Here is an 18112-nt window from a genome sequence, read left to right on the forward strand (position 1 = left end):
TGTTTTTATAATGTTTGTCGCGAATTAATCATCCTTTATGAATACCGTTCTTGAGTTGATACAGCAATATGGCTTGCTGATCGTGTTTGCCAGCGTCTTTCTTGAGCAAATGGGCTTGCCTTTACCAGCCTACCCGACCTTGTTGCTGGCAGGCGTGCTGATTGGCAATGGTCAATATTCGTTTGCGGCAATGTTGCTGGTGGCAGTGGTTGCCGCGCTGATGGCCGACTCCATCTGGTATCGCGCGGGCCGCAAATATGGCAAACGCGTCATGGGCAAGTTGTGCAAAATCTCTTTATCGCCGGATACCTGTGTCCGGCAAACTGAAGCGCTCTACCTGAAATTCGGCCCGCCTGCCTTGCTGGTCTGCAAGTTCGTGCCCGGCTTTGCGTCTATCTCCAGTGCACTGGCAGGCTCCTCCGGCACACGCTACTGGTTATTCGTATTGATGGATGGCCTGGGTGCCGTGCTGTGGGCGGGCTCCGCATTGTGGTTGGGGCATTTGTTCAGTTCTGCCATTGATGAGCTGATGCTCACGCTGGTCGAGATGGGTAAGTGGGGCACCTTGCTGGTGCTGGTGTTGATCACGGCCTTTATCGCCGCCAAATGGTGGGACAGGCAACGGTTTATCAAGAGTTTACGCATGGCGCGTATCAGCGTCGACGAATTAAATACGCTGTTGAATAGCGGCGCGGCGCCGGTGATTCTCGATACGCGGGCCAAACACCTGGTAGAGGATGGCTGGATTTCAGGCGCGCAGTTTGTGACGCTGGAGGACGTAGACCAACTGGTGCTGGAGATTGATGAAGATGCACCAGTCGTGCTGTATTGTTCTTGCCCCAATGAGGTGACGGCAGCCAAGGTGGCCAAAAAACTCATCGGCAGAGGTTACCGCAATATTCGCCCACTGACGGGTGGCATAGATGCCTGGCGCGATGCTGGTTTTGAGATCACCACGCCAGAAAAAGAAGCCATGATGAAGGACATGCATGTTTAACGTAGTGGGGATTGCGCTCAAGCGCCCGTATACTTTTGTGGTCATGGCGCTGCTGATTTTGATTTTTGGCACGCTGTCTGCCATGCGTAGCCCGGTCGATATTTTCCCTGAAATCCGCATCCCGGTGGTGGCAGTTGCCTGGCAATATACCGGCTTACCGCCGGATGATATGGCAGGCCGCATCACCACGCTTTACCAGCGCACGCTGACGACGACCGTCAATGATATTGAGCATATCGAGGCCAACTCCTATAACGGTTTTGCCATCGTTAAAATCTTTTTCCATGCCGGGGTGAATATCGCCACGGCCAATGCGCAGGTTTCTGCCATCTCGCAAACGGTGACGCGGCAAATGCCTACCGGCACCACGCCACCGCTGATCCTGAATTACAACGCATCTACCGTGCCGATTTTGCAGATTGCCTTGTCCGGCAAAGGCCTGACCGAGCAAAACCTGGCTGACCTCGGCCTGAACGCCGTGCGTATCCGCCTGGTGACCGTGCCTGGGGCGGGCGTGCCTTTCCCTTATGGCGGCAAGAGCCGACAAATCCAGATCGACCTTAATCCGGCTGCATTGCAGGCACGTGGCTTGTCAGCGCAGGATATTTCGAATGCGCTGGCTGCCCATAATATGGTGGTGCCTATCGGTACGCAAAAAATCGGCAGCATTGAATACACCTTAAACCTGAATAATGCCGCCGCGGCGATTGAAGACCTGGCCAATATCCCGGTGAAAGTAGTCAATGGTGCCACCGTGTATATGCGCGATATCGGCCAGGTACGTGACGGTAACCCGCCACAAACCAACATCGTGCATGTGGACGGTAACCGTTCGGTGCTGATGACCATCCTCAAAAATGGCGCGATTTCGACGCTGGCCATTGTTGACGGTATCAAAGCCAAGCTGGAAGAAATCAAACCCGGCTTGCCAGAAACGCTGGTCGCCACACCGATCAATGACCAGTCTATTTTTGTGCGTGCCGCGATTGATGGCGTGGTGTTTGAAGGCGTGCTGGCGGCGATTTTAACCAGCCTCATGATCCTGCTGTTTTTGGGCAGCTGGCGTTCGTCGCTGATTATCGCCACCTCCATTCCGCTGTCTATCCTGGGGGCGATTATTGGCTTGTCCGCCATCGGCGAAACGCTGAATATCATGACCCTGGGTGGCCTGGCACTGGCGGTAGGTTTACTGGTGGATGAAGCGACAGTCACCATTGAAAACATCAACTGGCACCTAGAGCAGGGCAAGCCAGTCGAACAGTCTATTCTCGATGGCGCAGCACAAATTGTTACGCCCGCGTTTGTGTCGCTGTTGTGTATCTGTATCGTGTTTGTGCCTATGTTTTTCCTCGAAGGCGTGTCGCGCTACCTGTTTGTGCCCATGGCTGAAGCGGTGATGTTTGCCATGGTCAGCTCATTTATTTTGTCGCGGACGCTGGTGCCGACCATGGCGAATTACCTGCTTAAGCCACATCTGCATGAAGAGCACAGACCAGTCAGCCGTAACCCGCTGGTGCGTTTTCAGCAATGGTTTGAAGCCCGGTTTGAGCGCATCCGTCATGGCTATAAAGCTATCCTGATATTGGCTGTCGACCATGGTCGTTTGTTTATGGCCGGTTTTATGGCGGTGGTCATGCTGTCGTTTTTATTGCTCCCCATGCTGGGCAGCAATTTCTTCCCCAGTGTCGATAGCGGGCAAATTCTCATGCATGCGCGCGTGCCGGTGGGGACGCGGATTGAAGACACGGCTAACCGTTTTGCCAATATTCAGGCGGCGATTAAAAAGGTCATTCCAGCAGATGAAATACTGACCATTGTCGACAATATCGGCATGCCGATCAGCAGCATCAACATGACTTATAACAATACCGGCCTGACCGGCGCGCATGATGGCGATATCCAGATTGCGCTCAAGGAACATCATGCACCGACGGCCGACTATATCCGCACCTTGCGCGAAGTGTTGCCCAAGCAGTTTCCGGATACCACCTTTTCGTTTCCGCCTGCCGATATTGTCAGCCAGATCCTGAACTTCGGTTCGCCTGCGCCGATTGATATCCAGATTCGCGGAGGCAAACTGGCAGATGACTTTGCTTACGCCAACCAGTTGCTGGCTAAGGTGCGCACCGTGCCAGGCGTGGTCGATGCGCGTATCCAGCAGTCACGCAGCCGTCCGTCATTTGATATCGCCATTGATAAGACCCGCGCGCAGGAAATCGGCATCAGTACGCGCGATGTGACCAATAGCATGGTGATCAATATGGCGGGCAGCTCGCAAGTCTCGCCTACTTACTGGCTTAACCCGGCCAATGGTGTCACTTATCCTATTGTGTTGCAAACACCGCAATATCAACTGGATAGCCTGAATGCACTGGCCAATTTGCCGATTAGCGGTAGCGATGGCCCGTTGCAGACCCTGGGCGGGATTGCCACCTTTAAACGCAGTGTCGGCAATGCGGTGGTCAGCCAGTATGATATCCAGCCTATGGTGCAAGTACATGCCAGTACGCAGGACCGAGACCTTGGCGCCGTGGCAGCCGATATCCGCAAGATTCTAGATGAGACCAAAGACCAGGTGCCCAAGGCCGCCAGTGTGGTCATGCTGGGGCAGGCGTATACCATGGACCATGCCTTCACCGGCCTGTTTTTTGGCCTGCTAGGTGCGATTGTGCTGATTTACCTGCTGATTGTGGTCAACCTGCAATCCTGGAGTGACCCGTTTGTGATTATTTCTGCCCTGCCGGCGGCATTGGCGGGTATTGTCTGGATGCTGTTTGTGACCTATACGCCATTATCGGTGCCTGCGCTCACCGGTGCCATTATGTGTATGGGGGTGGCGACGGCCAACAGTGTGCTGGTGATCAGTTTTGCCCGTGAGCGCCTGGCCGAGTTGCAAGATGCGACAGCTGCGGCGATTGATGCCGGTTTTGTACGTTTCCGCCCGGTGCTGATGACGGCGCTGGCAATGGTGATTGGCATGACACCCATGGCCTTAGGCCTGGGTGAGGGCGGGGAGCAAAATGCGCCGCTGGGCCGTGCCGTGATTGGTGGCTTGTTATTTGCGACGGTGGCTACGCTGCTATTTGTGCCGGTGGTGTTTAACGCCATCCACAAAAAGCACTACCCGCGCCCTGTCAGTGTTTCTACCGGAGATGTACATGCGTAATGCGACGACGGGGACTTCCCGTGGACTTAAACTGGGTGGCCTGCTGCTGGCCCTGGCTGCGATTGGGATTGTGGTGATTGGTGTGACCAGCCGCGCGGGCAACCACGAAAAACTCAAAGCATGGACAGACAAACAGGCCGTGGCGACGGTGAGTGTCAGCCAGCCTGATCATGGCGCAGAAGCGGGCAGCCTGAATCTGCCTGGCCGCTTTGAGGCTTATGCCCGTGCACCCATTTATGCGCGTGTGAGCGGGTATTTGAAAAACTGGAAGGTCGATATCGGCGGCAGTGTTAAAAACGGACAATTGCTGGCAGAAATCGAAACGCCGGACCTGGACCAGGAGCTATTGCAGGCCAAGGCTGACCTGGCTAGTGCCCAGGCCAATGTTGCGCTGGCGGAAACCACGGCCAAACGCTGGCAGGATATGCTGAAAACGCAGTCGATCGCGCGGCAGGAAGTCGATGAAAAGCTGGGTGACTATCAAAGCAAGCAGGCGATTGTGAAAGCAGCTGAAGCCAATGTGAACCGCCTGCTTGCGCTCAAGAGCTTCGCTAAAATTCTGGCGCCTTTTGATGGCTCGGTTACGGCGCGTAATACCGATACCGGCGCCCTGATTAATGCGGGCAATAGCGGTACGACGGCACAGCCATTGTTTGAAGTGTCCAATACCCGCAAATTGCGTTTATACATCAATGTGCCGCAAAACTATGTCAGCCAGATCAAGCCAGGCGGCAAAGCGCAGTTTACGGTGCCAGATTCGCCGGACGCCGTGTTTGAGGCGACCATACAGTCGACTTCGGGTGCTATTAATGCGTCGTCTGGAACGACATTGGTGCAGTTGCTGGTGGATAATGCGGCGGGCCGTTTCCTGCCAGGTGGTTTTGCCAACGTGAATTTGGCGCTGAATGATGCCGCTGGCCGCTTAAGTATTCCGGCCAGTGCCCTGATTTTTGACCAGAACGGGCTTAAAGTGGCGACAGTCGGCCAGGATCACAAAGTGGTATTAAAGACGATTACCATTGCCCGAGACCTTGGCAAAACCCTGGAAGTGCAGTCTGGCCTGACCAGCCAGGATCAGGTGATTGAAAACCCGCCAGACGGAGTGACGGATGGTATTCTGGTGAATGTCGCTACAGGCGCAGACACACCCAAGTAACGAAAATGGGCTGGTAAACGGGCTTAATATCGGGCCCGTGGTTGTTAGCGCGTGAGTATTAGCCAGCCGCTTAAGGCGATTGCCGTCGCCGCCAAAAACAGATTCACTGCAGGCGGTAACCATAGCACATGGCCGCGCGGTTTTTCCTGGATATTCAGCGACTGGCAAAATATCAGAAACTGTACGGCAGACAATAAGGCCGTACAGGCACCGATGAGAATAAACCCCACCCCGATATACAGTGACAACGCGCTTTGTGCATGTGGCAGCGGGTGATCGTGAGCCACCAGTTGCATAAACAGGCCAAAACGCTCAATCACAAAGCCCAGCCCCATCAGAGCAATCGCTGAGCGTTGCCAGGCCAGCAAGGTGCGTTCGGCGGCAAAATATACACGTGGGTCGTCAAGGTAAGACATAGGGCCTCTTTCAGGTTTTTCGTTGTGCCGAGATCACACCTGGCACCTGTTGTAAGCGCAGCAGCAAGTGCTGCAACTGGTCAATATCACTTAACTCTACGGTGAATTGCATCAATGCCACATGATTGCGACTCAGCGTATTGGCCTTGGTGGTGTTGATCTTTTCACGTGCAAACAGTTCACTGATGTCGCGCAGCAAGCCCTGTCTGTCATTGGCTTCCAGCACAATATCCACCTCTGATAATCCTGGTTGACGGTCGCCCCATTGCGCCGCCAGCAGGCGGTTCTGGCGCGCATCAGCCAGGCGCGTGATAAAGGTGCAGGCCTGGCGGTGTATGGTGACGCTATGGTTGCGCGTCAGGTAGCCGACAATAGGCTCGGGCGATACAGGTTTGCAACATCTGGCCATGGTGGTTTGCACATTGCCTATGCCTTCAATGGTGACGCCGGCATGGTTGACCTGCGAGGCGGTCGGGCGTTTGACCAGCGGTGGCGCTGGTGCTGTGTCGGCAGGCGCTATTTCGCCCTGGATGGTAATCGCAATCTGGTGCTCGCTAATGTCACCGCGACCAATCGCGGCCAGGCAGTCTTCCAGTTTCTGGAATTGCAGTTTTTGTGCGATACGTTCCAGCGGCAGGCTGCCTGCCCCGGCCCTATGCAGTTCTTTATCCAGCTTGGCGCGGCCCTGGGCGACATTCTCTTCAAAGTGCTGGTACTTGAACCAGTGCCTGACCTTGGCACGTGCGCTCGGGCTTTGTAAAAAGCCCAGCGACGCATTCAGCCAGTCGCGGCTGGGCGCACCTTGTTTGGCGGTGAGGATTTCTACGCGGTGCCCATTCTCCAGCCGCGTGTGCAGTGGCACAATCTGGCCATTAATTTTTGCGCCTTTGGTTCTATGCCCGAGGTCGGTGTGCAAGGCATAAGCAAAATCAATCGGCGTGGCGCCGTGCGGCAAATCAATGACCTTGCCTTGTGGTGTCAGCACATATACCTTGTCCTGAAACAGTTCACTATTAAATTGTTCCAGCAAATCGCCATGGTCGGCCACCTCATCTTTCCATGAAAGAATCTGGCGTAACCAGGCAATTTTTTCATCAAACTTGGCATCAGACTTGGCACCTTCTTTATAACGCCAGTGCGCTGCCACGCCTAGCTCTGAATGCTGGTGCATTTCAAAAGTACGAATTTGTACCTCCAGCGCCAGGCCGCGCGGGCCACTCACCGCCGTGTGTAGCGAGCGATAATTGTTGCTTTTCGGGCGCGCGATATAGTCGTCAAACTCGCCAGGAATCGGTTGCCAGAGATGATGCACCAGGCCCAGCGCGGTATAGCAGTCCTTGATGTCATCGACCATGATGCGCACGGCACGCACGTCATACAGCTGGTTAAACTGCAGATGCTTGCTCTTCATTTTTTTGACAATGCTGGAGATATGTTTGGGTCTCCCGCTGACATCGGCCTTCACGCCGGCTTGAGTCAGTTCGTGCTGTAACTGTGCGACAACATCCGTGATGTATTGCTCACGATCAACGCGCCGCTCGTCGAGCATCTTCGCGACTTCTTTGTAAAGCTGCGGCTCCAGGTAACGCAACGATAAATCTTCCAGCTCCCATTTTAACTGCCACACGCCCAGCCGATTGGCCAGCGGGGCAAAGATGCTCTGGTTTTCGCGCGCAACCTGCGCCTGGCACGCCGGGCTGGCGCCCGAGAGGTGGCGCAGCAATTGCGTGCGCTCCGCCAGTTTGATTAGTACCACGCGGATATCCTGCACCATGGCCAGCAGCATTTTGCGTAATGCTTCCAGCTGCTGCGCCCTGTCATTGTGTTTGTTGTCAGCAGGTTGTGCCCCGTCGACTTCGCTCAGCGCCTGAATATGGGACATACGTGCAATGCCGTCTATCAAGCCCACCACCGTTTGCCCGAACTGGCTGGATAGGTCATCAGGCCAGTCGCTTAACAAGTCAGGTGCGGCCTGCAAGATGGCGGCTATCAGGCTATCTGCATCCATATTCATTTCAGCCACAATCGCGGCAGTCCCCAGGGCGTGTTGCAGTAAGGGGCTGTCGTTGATGGCGTATTTTCCGCTATACAGGGAGGCTGCCAGTTCGCCAGCCTGGCGAATCTGCGCTAATTCATGCGCGGTGAAACGTTGTGGTAAAGACGTAATCCATCCAGCGAGCGCTTGAGGATCGTTAGACGTTGGTGTGTGTGCAGGGCGACGGGCTGAAACCATAAAGTATTATCGCCGCGATTGCGCATGAGCGTAAAGCTAAAACGCGCCCGGACAATTTGTCAGGGCGCGCGATGAGGGGGATTCTTGCTGCTTTTATGCGAACAGGCTGATCCCCAGCACCGCCGCCAGGGCAATCCCAATCGCCAACAGTAGGAAAATGAAGAAGAACACTTTGGAGATCGTTGCGGCACCAGACTCAATGCCTCTGAAGCCCAGTAAACCGGCAATAAAAGAGATCACAAGAAACAGCAATGCATAATAAAGCATAGGTCTGGCCTTTCATTTTAGACAGGGAAGATGATGGCATCTTAAAAGACCGGGCCAGCTTGCTCTATCAGTACTTTGCTAAATGATTGGTCAGAATCAGCCTACGTGGCGATGGTTTACAAGCGTTAATCAGCTTCGCTGACTCATCAAATGCGCTATATTATGTGGGACTTGATGTTGTGGCCTGCAACAGCTTTGTGCGCATAAGTGAGTGTTGACTCACTATGACAATAAGCAATGAATACGCGCCATCGTGAGTCTGCCCATTTAAATAAAAAAATCCTTATGAAGGGAGCGCGCCATGCGTTCGATTCACACCATACCAGCGACCGCTCGCCTCGCATGTTTGCTCATGATCGTGCAATGCCTGCTGCCCGCTTTCGCCTTTGCCGCCAGTGATAGTGCCAAAGTGATTCTTGGGCCGCCGCATAAAACCAGCAGCAAAGCCGAGGCAAGGCCAGCAGTGATTGCGCTCGTCAGCATGGATGAAGTGTTGCCTGATTGCCAGCAGCAAGTCACGGTGACAAAAGTCAAAACAGTCGCTTATAGCGAGAGTGGTATCACGCCAGAAAAAATTGGCGTTGACTGGCTGGGAAGCAAACTTGATATTGCGACCAACGTCGGTGAAAACCCGGTGCTATCGCTGGAAGAAATCCAGGCGGCCAATCAGTTTATCAAGGTCGGTAAACGCTACCTGATTCATTTTCAGCTCTGCGGTGATGGCGGCGTTCAGCGTAGCCTGATTAATATGTACGCCGAACAAATGACGCCTGCCCGTCCTGTACGCAAAATTAAAACCTAGTGGCATAGCCAGAGGTGTTGCCTGACCAACATTTTGGCGACGTTTGTTGTTGAATTGGCAGCATCTGTTTTTCAAGTGATTGATTATGAAGGGTTTAAATCTGGCATTTTATTTGCTGTTAAACCAAGACATTGTTTAATCAGGAAAATCGAAATGCCACGAATTATTGGAGTCTCCGGAAATATTACTGCACCCTCAAGAACCTTGTCGCTGGTGGAGTCCGTGGTGACCAAGGCCAGCCAGAAGTTTCATAGTCCGGGTGAGGTGATCGATATTTCCAAACTGACGGCAGATTTGGGACCTACTGTGTCTTTCAACCAGTTTCCCCCCGCGTTGGCGCAAGCCTACGAAAAGCTGCACCAGGCCGATATTATCGTCATTGGCACGCCAGTGTATAAAGCTTCTTATACTGGCTTGCTCAAGCACTTTTTTGACCTGGTCGACCCGAAAAAACTCACTGGTAAAGTCGCTATTTTGGTGGCAACAGGAGGCAGCGATCACCATGCGCTGGTGCTGGAGTCGCACTTAAGAAGCCTGGCCAGCTTTTTTGGTATTTACACCATCCCGACCACTATTTATGCCCGGGATGCAGAGTTCACGAATTACCAATTGGACAGTGCCGTGATTGAACAGCGTATTGACCAGGCGCTAGAACAGGCCGCTGTGTTGATTAAGCAACATTTGCCGGAAACGCTGGTTGCCTAGCAGGTCATTTGCAAGATTCGGCATAAAAAAGAGGGGAATATATCCCCTCTTTATTTATGCGATCAGGTTGAGTTCTTTTAACCTGGCGCGCAGGATATTGCGGCTGATGCCCAGCAGTTTGGCGGTATGCACCTGATTGTTTTTACTGTGCTCATAAGCCTTGCTGACCGTGGTGCCATTGATCAGCTCATATAAATTTTCCGGGGCTTGTTCAAACAGCTCTTCGAGAATATTTTCCAATTTATAGAGCGCACTTTGGCGCTCATAGCTGACCCGGCTTGGCAGTGGTGCCGTGATGCCGCTGTCTTCATCAGACGTAAACTCTGGCCGGTTAAAGCTGATTTTGGGTAAATTCAGATCTTTTGGATAAAGCGTATCGGAGGTACTCACCAGTACCGCACGGTGAATGACGTTTTCCAGCTCACGAATATTGCCCGGCCACGGATATTCCATCAGCAGCGAGGTGGTTTCGGGGGCCAGTTTGTGGTCCGAAGTGTTCAGCTTATTGCGATATACGGCCAGGAAATGCTCAACCAGCGGCAGGATATCGCCACGGCGCTCGCGCAAAGGCAGTAATTCAACCGGTACCACTTTAATCCGGTAATACAAGTCTTCGCGGAAACGTCCCGCTTTGACGGCTTCTTCCAGGTTCACGTTGGTCGCCGCAATCAGGCGCACATCAATCGGGATGGGCTTTCTTGAGCCTACGCGCACGACTTCACGCTCTTGCAGCACGCGCAATAATTTGACCTGTGTCGATTGTGGCAAGTCGCCGATTTCATCCAGGAACAGTGTGCCGCCATTGGCGGTTTCAAACCAGCCAACTTTGGAGGTGTTGGCGCCGGTAAACGCGCCTTTTTCATAGCCAAACAACTCGCTTTCAACCAGGGTTTCTGAGAAAGCGCCGCAATTAATAGCCTGGAACGGGCCGTTTCTGCGGTTGCTCAATGAGTGGATATGGCGGGCAATGAGTTCTTTACCCGTCCCTGTTTCGCCAATGATCAGCGCGGTCGCATTGCTGGACGCAATTCTTTCGATCAAAGACAGCAGATTTTGCGATTTGGGATCGCTGAATACCAGTGCACTTGCCCGTACGGACAAGCTGACGGCAGACGGATTGGGGTGTGTGATCACATGGTCAGTACGCTCGGTGTACGAATCACGGATATCCCATCGTTGTGCGCTCATCATTGACTCCTTATTTAACAGGCGAGTCACTATATTACATTGATCATTAATAAGTCAAAGTTCTATAAATTATAACAATATTCACATTGGTTATATTGAAGGTAAGCCAGATCATGGGCGGGAATTCAACATTTTGCTGTGTTAATCGCAACACTTGTTGCCGGGGCAACAGGTGCTTGGCATCGGTATTTTTTGTAAGTATATGATTTTTATAGGTAAATTTTACCTGTTGTAAGTGGCACAGTCTTTGCCAAGTAGTCCGTGTTGTTTTCGCATGAATTTTGAAAGGACTGACAATGACTGTCGTGACTGTTAATACTGAACTGGATCTGGATCATTACGTAAACGAAACTGTGGCGGAAGCCAAACTGGCTTTTGAGGTCTTTCGCGAGACGGATAGCATTACTGCCAATGGTACCGTGGGCTTTGTGCATCGCGTGCCAGGCCAGGACAAATTGATCATCGTGAATGACCCGGGCCCGTTTAACAAGGGCAAGCCAATTGAAGCAACCGTGGTGGGCTTTGATGGTACGGTCTATGCCGGCAAGGGCAGTGGCGCAGGCGCTGGCCGTTATACCAAATTGTTCCAGGTGCGCCCGGAAGTCACCACGATTTCGCATATACATTCCACCTACCTGGGTGCCTGGGCACAAACACACCGCACATTGCCTATCCGTTATGTGCCGGTACAGCGCTTTAACCTGATTAAAGAGTTACCGATTTATATTGACCGCCGCCAGCAGGAAGTCGATTTTATTCTCGACCAGATTGCGATTAATCCACATCACACGGCGATTCTTGAGGCCAATGGTGGTGCCACGGTATGGGGTAAACAAGGTCTGCGCAAACTGGCAGAGTTTATTCTGTTGCTGGAGGAAGGCGCCAAGTTGCAAACCCTGGCAGAGGCCCTGGGTGGCTCCCGTGAGTATGGCCCAGGCGTGTTGAAGCAACAATGGAAAATGTCCAAGCTTTACGACCAGGCCAAAGAAGAAGGCTTGTTGCGTCCTTCCGACTTGTAATCACAGGAGCTACCAAGTGACCACAGCACAACATATCGATCAAATCTGGTTTACCCGTTGCCCGGTGCCGACTGCCACGGGCCTGGCTTATAAATTAGGCTGGCTTAATGAAGAGTTTGCGCGTGACAACATTAACATTGCCACGTTGCAAGAAGCGCCCAAAGAGTTATCCAAGCATCATTACGATCATGAGTTACCTTCGTTGATTCGTGAGGGTGGCAACTTGCTGGCGCTGGCTGCCAAGGCACAAGGTGCACCGACCAAGCTGATTGGCTTGACCTGGATTGATGAATGGCAAGCGATCCTGGTGAGGCCGGATAGTGGCATTACCACGCCTGAACAATTGAAGGGATTGCGCCTGGCCTTGCCGGCGTTTATCGAGCATCCGATTGCCAGCCATGTACGCGGCAGCAGTATCGCTCGTGGCATGAGTCTGCATGGTTATAAAGGCGCCTTGAATATCGCTGGCTTGACGCTGGATGATGTGACTTTGGTAGAGGTGCCTTCTGGTCGTGGTAATCGTAATGGTCGTGATAACCCCAATGGTCTAGGTGAGTTGTGGTCTGGCCTTGATGCACTTATCGAAGGCAAGGTCGATGCGGTGTATGTAAAAGGCGCATCTGCGGTGGATGCCGCGAAACGTGTGGGGGCTGTGGTGGGTATCGATCTTGATAGCTATCCTGAGTTGTCCAGCCGCGTCAATAACGGCACACCGCGTCCGATCACCGTACATCAGTCATTGTTGGACAATCATTATGACCTGGTGGTGCGTTTCCTCTACCAGACCTTGCGTGCGGCAGATTGGGCCAAAAGCAACCTCAAAGGTGTGCGCGAAATTCTGGAATCCGAAACCCGCTCGGGCGAAGACGGCGTGGCGACGGCTTATGGTGAGAACTTCCATTTGCAACTGGCGCCTGATTTGTCCCCGGAGCGCGTAGAGCTGTTCCGCCAGCAAAAGAACTTTATGCTGGTGCATGGCCTGTTGGACAAGGATTTTGACCTGGATGCGTGGATTGATTTCAGGCCGTTGCGTGATGCAGAACAGCAGTTGCATCAATATGCGGCGGTTGCCTGAAGCAAGTAAGTAAGCCTCGCGGCTTAAGCGTAAATAAGGAGTAAGTGTGAGCAGATTTTTAAACTATGTATTTTCGGCATTGGCGGTGACTGCATTCATTATGTCAGGTGCCCACAGTGCTGAAACCGACCCGAAAGTGGTGAGAATTGCCACCGTGGCTTATAACCTCAATGGCAAGACGCACTATCTGGGTAGCACCGAGCTGGCCAGTGAAACCGGCTTGGATGAAACCTTGGCCAAGCGCGGCGTCAAGCTGGAGTGGGTACCTGCTGCCACGGCGATGGTCGGCCCCATCGTCAACGAAGCCTTTGCCAACAAGAGCATAGACTTCGCGGCCTATGGCGATTTACCACCGATTATTTTGAACGGCTCCAAGCCACGCGTGCAATTAGTCGCGCCGTGGGGACGTAGCGGTAACTCTTATCTGGTGGTGCCCGCCAATTCAACAGCAAAAAATATTGCTGACCTCAAAGGCAAGCGCATTGCCTTACATCGGGGCCGTCCGTGGGAGATTCCATTTGCTAACCTGGTGCAGAAAAATGGCTTCAAGCTGACCGACTTCAAGATTGTGAACGTGAATCCGCAAGTCGGTGCTGCGGCATTGGCCAGTGGCTCGGTAGATGCGTTCTTCTCTTTAAGTGATGCCTATAACCTGGTGGATAAAGGCGTGGGTAAAATCATCTGGTCGACCAAAAATGCCCCACCGGACTGGAAGCTGATGGGCGGCTTGTGGGCGCGCAATGACTTTGTCAAAGAGCATCCGGAGCTCACTCAAGCCATCGTCACCTCATTTATTAAAGCCAACCATTGGGCAGCGCAAGAGGCGCACAAGGAAACCTACCTCAAGGATTATGCCAGCCTGGTGCAGCCTGAGAGTGTGGTCAGGCGCGACTATGAAGATGATAGCGTGAGCTGGCGTGACCGTTGGTCACCGCTTTATGACCAGGCGCTGGTGGATCATTACAAACGTGCAGCCTCTTATGCGCGTGAGTCTGGCCTGATTCGAAACGATATTGATATTCAGCAACTGCTTAACTCAAGCTTTGTCGACAAAGCTTTAAAGGAGTTGAACCTGGAGACTTTCTGGGCGCCATCCCGGATTGCATCACAACAATAACCTTTATTGCTTCCCGGCAATCCCTTCCAACAGATGGTCTCCCGCCATCTGTTTTTTTATGTCTGTTGCTATACCAGCACATGCCCGCCGTCAGATGATGGATATACAACATTGCCAAACGCGGGGTATTCGTTGTGGTATCTGTAACCTTATGATTATTAAGTGATAAATATTAATTTTTAACTTGGCACAGGGATTGCGTATAGCACTCTAGTTATTTTGCACAGGAAGAAACATGAGTCGCCCTAAAACCGCTTTAAGTGTGATCAATGAAGCGCACGTAGATAGCCTCGGCGAAGACAATGCGTCGGTGAGACCGTCAGGCCTGCGTGGTTCGCAACATCTGTCACTGGCGAGCTCGGCGGCCGTGCTGGCGGTAGAGGGCGTTTCCAAGACTTTCCAGCTCAACGGTAAAGCGTTGACCGTGCTGTCAGATTTTTCACTGGCAGTGACCAAAGGTGAATTTATTTCCATTGTCGGTAGTAGTGGCTGCGGCAAGTCCACCTTACTCAGGCTGATTGCAGGACTGGACAGCGCTTACGACGGCAGCATTGTCTGGCTGGGTGACAAAGTCTCAGGGACCTCACTGGACCGGGGCCTGGTGTTTCAGGAGCATCGTTTGTTCCCGTGGCTGACCGTTGAGCAGAATGTGGCGTTGGCGCTGGAATCTTCTGGCCTGACACAGCAGGAGGTGGATGCGCGCGTGAAACACCAGATTGAGCTGGTTGGCCTGTCTGGATTTGCCCAGGCGTTCCCTCACCAGATTTCAGGCGGCATGTCACAGCGTGTCGCGATTGCCAGGGCCTTGGTGCTAAAACCAAGATTGTTATTACTGGATGAACCGTTTGGCGCACTGGATGCATTGACTCGCCTCAAGATGCAGCAAGAATTGCAACGTCTTTGGGAAACCGAAGGCACGACTTCCATCCTGGTCACGCATGACGTCGAAGAAGCGGTGTTCCTGGGAGATCGCGTGGTGGTCATGGAAGCCAATCCAGGGCGTATCAAACGCGTGGTGGCTGTGGATTTACCCAGACCGCGCCATCGTACTTCACCGGAGTTTCAGCGCATTAAAGATGATGTGTTAAGCGACTTCATCGAGATTAGTTAGATTTATTAGGAGTTTGTATGTCAACAACGGCACTGAAAACGCCCGCTGAGCATTCTACGATTTGGGATTCACTCACAGATAAAAGCAAATCCAGAAAGAACCTGGTCGCCACTGGCGAAGATTTTGGCAAGTTATCCGAGCGTCTGGTCAGCAAGTTTAATCGCGTAGAGCAGATTATTCCGCGTAATAAATTGCTGGCGCTGATCGGTGTGGTCATTCTGGCCCATATTCTGGGCGTGACTGGGTTTATTAATGCCTTGCATCAACCCAGCATCGTCAAGCCGAAGAAAAATGAAGTGATTGTGGAGTTTGTGAAGCCGGAGGTGATTTCACCACCAGTCATTGAGCCGCCAAAACCACCTCCGCCACCACCACCGCAGGTCAAGCGCGCTGACCCACCGCCACAGGCCGCCAAGCCGACGGCATTAAGGACCGCCCCCGCTGACCAGCATATTGCGCCGAACGACATTGTGGTACAGGAAAACACCACCGCGGCAAAAACCAGCGGCCCGGTGGTCGCTGACCCGGCGCCAGAACCAGCGCCACCTCCGCCGGTGGTGGTGAAAGAAGAGCCACTGGTAGAAGCCAAAGGTGGTGTCGGTCATTTGAATAACCCTGATCCTGAATATCCCGATTTTGCTGCGGATCAGGGCTGGGAAGGCACGGTGGTATTGCGGGTGAAAGTGTTGCCTAACGGCAAGCCTGCAGATGTGAAGGTCAAGAAGTCCAGTGGACACGGTGTACTGGATGATGCTGCGGTTGCTGCAGCGAAGCGCTGGGCATTTACCCCGGCAAAACGAGGGAATACCCCGGTCGAAGGTTGGGCGACATTCCCGGTTGAGTTCAAGCTGCAGTAATTTTTTAATTTGAAAAGGAAATATTATGTTTAGTTTAGAAACCTATCAAAGCGCATCCCCAGTGGTGCTTGGTGTATTGATTACCTTGCTGGTGGCCTCTGGCGTCACCTGGACCATTATCCTGGCCAAGTCTTTCCAGGTGTGGTTGATCCGCAAGCAAAACGTTAAATTCAGGGCCGCCTTCTGGGGTGCAAAAAGCCTGCAGGAAGCCGCTACGCTGGAAGGCCATAACGGCCCGGCCTACCGTGTCGCCCAAGTGGGTTTTGAAACCCTGAAAGATCTGGATGTGGAATCTGCCGATGATCTGCGTCATAGCGGTGACCGCCAGGAAGTACTTGAGCGCGCACTGCGCCAGCAGATTCAAAAAGAGCGCGTATTGCGTGAAGCAGGCTTGGTTGTATTGGCCAGTATCGGTAGTACTGCACCGTTTGTTGGTTTGCTGGGTACGGTCTGGGGCATCATGCACGCGCTGACCGACATCAGCAAGCTGGGCACCGCCAGCCTGGAAGTGGTCGCAGGCCCGATTGGTGAAGCCCTGGTGGCGACAGCCATTGGTATTGCCGTGGCTGTGCCTGCGGTGCTGGCTTATAACTTTTTCCTGCGTCGCTTAAAAACCAGCAGCACCAACCTGGATGACTTCGCTGAAGATTTAATCAAAGTATCTCGCCGCGTCACTTTTAAAAAAGCGGATGCCTCCAAGGCCGGTGAGTTTGTTGCATCCTCTTCAGCAGCTTCTGCGGTGGTGCGTAACCTTAAAGGAGCAACTGCATAATGGCTATTTCCACAAATGCTGATGATGACGTATTGAGTGAAATCAACGTCACACCATTGGTCGATGTCATGCTGGTACTGCTGGTGGCTTTTATTGTGACCGCGCCTTTGATGAACAACGCCATTCAGGTCAATTTACCGAAAACGGCTGCCACCAAAGCACCTGAGCAGAAAAAGCCGGTGACGGTATCGGTGGATGCCGCTGGCAAGCTGTTTATCGATCGCCAGGAGTATCCGCTGGAGACGATAGAGCCTGAGCTGAAAAAATTGCATGATAACAACCCGGATGTGACCTTGCATTTGAGTTCTGATGAGGCCGTGAATTACGGCAAAGTCGCCAAAGTGATGGCGGCGATTGAGCGTGCCGGTATCACGCGCGTGGCCGTATTGACGCAAGGCGAATAGTGAAACAAGGTGACTAGAGTGAAACTGGATGAGGTAGCAAGTTGATGACACGTGATTGGAAACAATTCTTCCCTTTCCTGATTTCGCCCATCCTGCTGCTGCTTGTATGGTGGTGGGTGGCTGCGGCGGGCTGGTACGCTGACGATGTGCTGGTTTCGCCCGGTGCGGTGGTGGCCACGCTGGAAGAACTCACTGCTAACGGCGAACTGGCCTTGCACCTCAAAGCCAGCTTCTTTCGCCTGCTTACCGGCTTTGGCCTCGGTGCACTCACTGGTGTGCTGTTCGGTATCTGGATGGCGATTTCACCGCGGGTAGAGGCGTTTGCGCTGCCCTTGTTTCAAGGCTTGCGTCAGGTGCCTACGATCGCCTTGATTCCCATTCTGATCCTGTTACTGGGGGTGGATGAGATTTTCAAGGTCATTATTGTGACCAAGGCCGCTTTTTTGACCGTTGCATTGGCAGCCTATGATGCGACCAAAGGGGTATCCAAAAACTATTTTGAAGTGGCGCGCATTTATCAGTTGCCCAAAACCACGCTGTATCGCAAACTGATTATTCCGGCCATTACGCCGCCTGTATTCACCGGGCTCAGGATCGCTTTTTCACGCTCCTGGACCATCCTAGTCGCGGCGGAACTTCTCGCAGCGGATAGCGGTATCGGCCAAATGATGCAATTAGGGCGCGAAATGTTTCGCCTTGATGTTGTCATGGTCGGCGTCGTCATCACCGGCCTGGTCGGCTTTAGCATAGATAAACTCTTTAAGTGGGCCGAGATTCGCCTGATTCCCTGGCAACCCGCGGTCAAAGCATAAGTCATTCATCAACAG

At 52.9% G+C, this 18112-nt stretch carries 17 protein-coding genes; 13 read left to right on the forward strand and 4 right to left on the reverse strand.

Features of this window, described 5'->3' with window-relative positions; all coding sequences use genetic code 11:
• Positions 1-37: 37 nt before the first annotated feature.
• From B3355_RS07165 to B3355_RS07175, 3 genes are read left to right on the forward strand one after another with little or no spacing between them, the layout of a single operon-like run.
• Positions 38-997 carry a DedA family protein/thiosulfate sulfurtransferase GlpE gene (locus B3355_RS07165; RefSeq protein ID WP_019883280.1) on the forward strand — a complete coding sequence of 320 codons (960 nt, stop codon included), beginning with the start codon at positions 38-40 and terminating at the stop codon, positions 995-997.
• On the forward strand, positions 990-4163 hold the full coding sequence (locus tag B3355_RS07170; RefSeq protein ID WP_292781998.1) for an efflux RND transporter permease subunit: 3174 nt from the start codon (positions 990-992) through the stop codon (positions 4161-4163). The genes B3355_RS07165 and B3355_RS07170 overlap by 8 nt, the downstream gene beginning before the upstream one ends.
• Complete coding sequence (locus B3355_RS07175) at positions 4156-5319, forward strand: efflux RND transporter periplasmic adaptor subunit (protein ID WP_292782001.1); 1164 nt, start codon at positions 4156-4158, stop codon at positions 5317-5319. The genes B3355_RS07170 and B3355_RS07175 overlap by 8 nt, the downstream gene beginning before the upstream one ends.
• Positions 5320-5363: 44 nt before the next feature.
• Here the strand turns inward: B3355_RS07175 and B3355_RS07180 are convergent, their stop codons facing one another.
• From B3355_RS07180 to B3355_RS07190, 3 genes are all read right to left on the reverse strand, one after another.
• Positions 5364-5735 (reverse strand): YidH family protein, encoded by a 372-nt coding sequence (locus B3355_RS07180; protein ID WP_292782005.1) that lies wholly within the window; start codon positions 5733-5735, stop codon positions 5364-5366.
• A 10-nt stretch (positions 5736-5745) separates the two neighbouring features.
• Positions 5746-7968, reverse strand: a complete 2223-nt coding sequence (locus tag B3355_RS07185) for a RelA/SpoT family protein (protein WP_292782008.1) — start codon at positions 7966-7968, stop codon at positions 5746-5748.
• 93 nt (positions 7969-8061) lie between these two features.
• Positions 8062-8235, reverse strand: coding sequence for a DUF1328 domain-containing protein (locus B3355_RS07190; RefSeq protein WP_019883275.1), 174 nt, complete (start codon positions 8233-8235; stop codon positions 8062-8064).
• Between the two features lie 301 nt (positions 8236-8536).
• On the opposite strand from B3355_RS07190, the gene B3355_RS07195 reads away from it, so the two are divergent.
• Together B3355_RS07195 and B3355_RS07200 are read left to right on the forward strand one after the other, a co-directional pair.
• Positions 8537-9037 (forward strand): hypothetical protein, encoded by a 501-nt coding sequence (locus B3355_RS07195; RefSeq protein WP_292782014.1) that lies wholly within the window; start codon positions 8537-8539, stop codon positions 9035-9037.
• 153 nt (positions 9038-9190) lie between these two features.
• On the forward strand, positions 9191-9742 hold the full coding sequence (locus B3355_RS07200) for an NAD(P)H-dependent oxidoreductase (RefSeq protein WP_292782017.1): 552 nt from the start codon (positions 9191-9193) through the stop codon (positions 9740-9742).
• Between the two features lie 54 nt (positions 9743-9796).
• Here B3355_RS07200 and B3355_RS07205 read toward each other — a convergent pair whose 3' ends face one another.
• On the reverse strand, positions 9797-10930 hold the full coding sequence (locus tag B3355_RS07205; RefSeq protein ID WP_019883272.1) for a sigma-54 interaction domain-containing protein: 1134 nt from the start codon (positions 10928-10930) through the stop codon (positions 9797-9799).
• Positions 10931-11226: 296 nt separating this feature from the next.
• Between B3355_RS07205 and B3355_RS07210 the strand changes: the two genes are divergently transcribed.
• The 8 genes from B3355_RS07210 (at position 11227) to B3355_RS07245 (ending at position 18097) form a co-directional block, all read left to right on the forward strand.
• Positions 11227-11949, forward strand: a complete 723-nt coding sequence (locus tag B3355_RS07210) for a class II aldolase/adducin family protein (protein ID WP_019883270.1) — start codon at positions 11227-11229, stop codon at positions 11947-11949.
• Positions 11950-11965: 16 nt separating this feature from the next.
• Positions 11966-13024, forward strand: coding sequence for an ABC transporter substrate-binding protein (locus tag B3355_RS07215; RefSeq protein WP_019883268.1), 1059 nt, complete (start codon positions 11966-11968; stop codon positions 13022-13024).
• Positions 13025-13070: 46 nt separating this feature from the next.
• On the forward strand, positions 13071-14141 hold the full coding sequence (locus B3355_RS07220) for an ABC transporter substrate-binding protein (protein ID WP_292782024.1): 1071 nt from the start codon (positions 13071-13073) through the stop codon (positions 14139-14141).
• Between the two features lie 235 nt (positions 14142-14376).
• The gene (locus tag B3355_RS07225; protein ID WP_292782027.1) at positions 14377-15252 is read left to right on the forward strand and encodes an ABC transporter ATP-binding protein; all 876 of its coding nucleotides are present in this window, start codon (positions 14377-14379) and stop codon (positions 15250-15252) included.
• A 17-nt stretch (positions 15253-15269) separates the two neighbouring features.
• Entirely contained in the window at positions 15270-16109 is an 840-nt protein-coding gene (locus tag B3355_RS07230; RefSeq protein WP_292782030.1) for an energy transducer TonB, read from the forward strand.
• 25 nt (positions 16110-16134) lie between these two features.
• The gene (locus tag B3355_RS07235) at positions 16135-16881 is read left to right on the forward strand and encodes a MotA/TolQ/ExbB proton channel family protein (protein WP_292782033.1); all 747 of its coding nucleotides are present in this window, start codon (positions 16135-16137) and stop codon (positions 16879-16881) included.
• A complete protein-coding gene (locus B3355_RS07240; protein WP_019883263.1) occupies positions 16881-17285 on the forward strand; it encodes an ExbD/TolR family protein in 405 nt (134 codons plus the stop codon). The genes B3355_RS07235 and B3355_RS07240 overlap by 1 nt, the downstream gene beginning before the upstream one ends.
• Before the next feature lie 44 nt (positions 17286-17329).
• A complete protein-coding gene (locus tag B3355_RS07245) occupies positions 17330-18097 on the forward strand; it encodes an ABC transporter permease (RefSeq protein ID WP_019883261.1) in 768 nt (255 codons plus the stop codon).
• The last annotated feature ends 15 nt before the right edge of the window (positions 18098-18112 follow it).

It is taken from the genome of Methylophilus sp. UBA6697 (assembly GCF_002454655.1).
In the GTDB taxonomy this organism is placed as follows: domain Bacteria; phylum Pseudomonadota; class Gammaproteobacteria; order Burkholderiales; family Methylophilaceae; genus Methylophilus.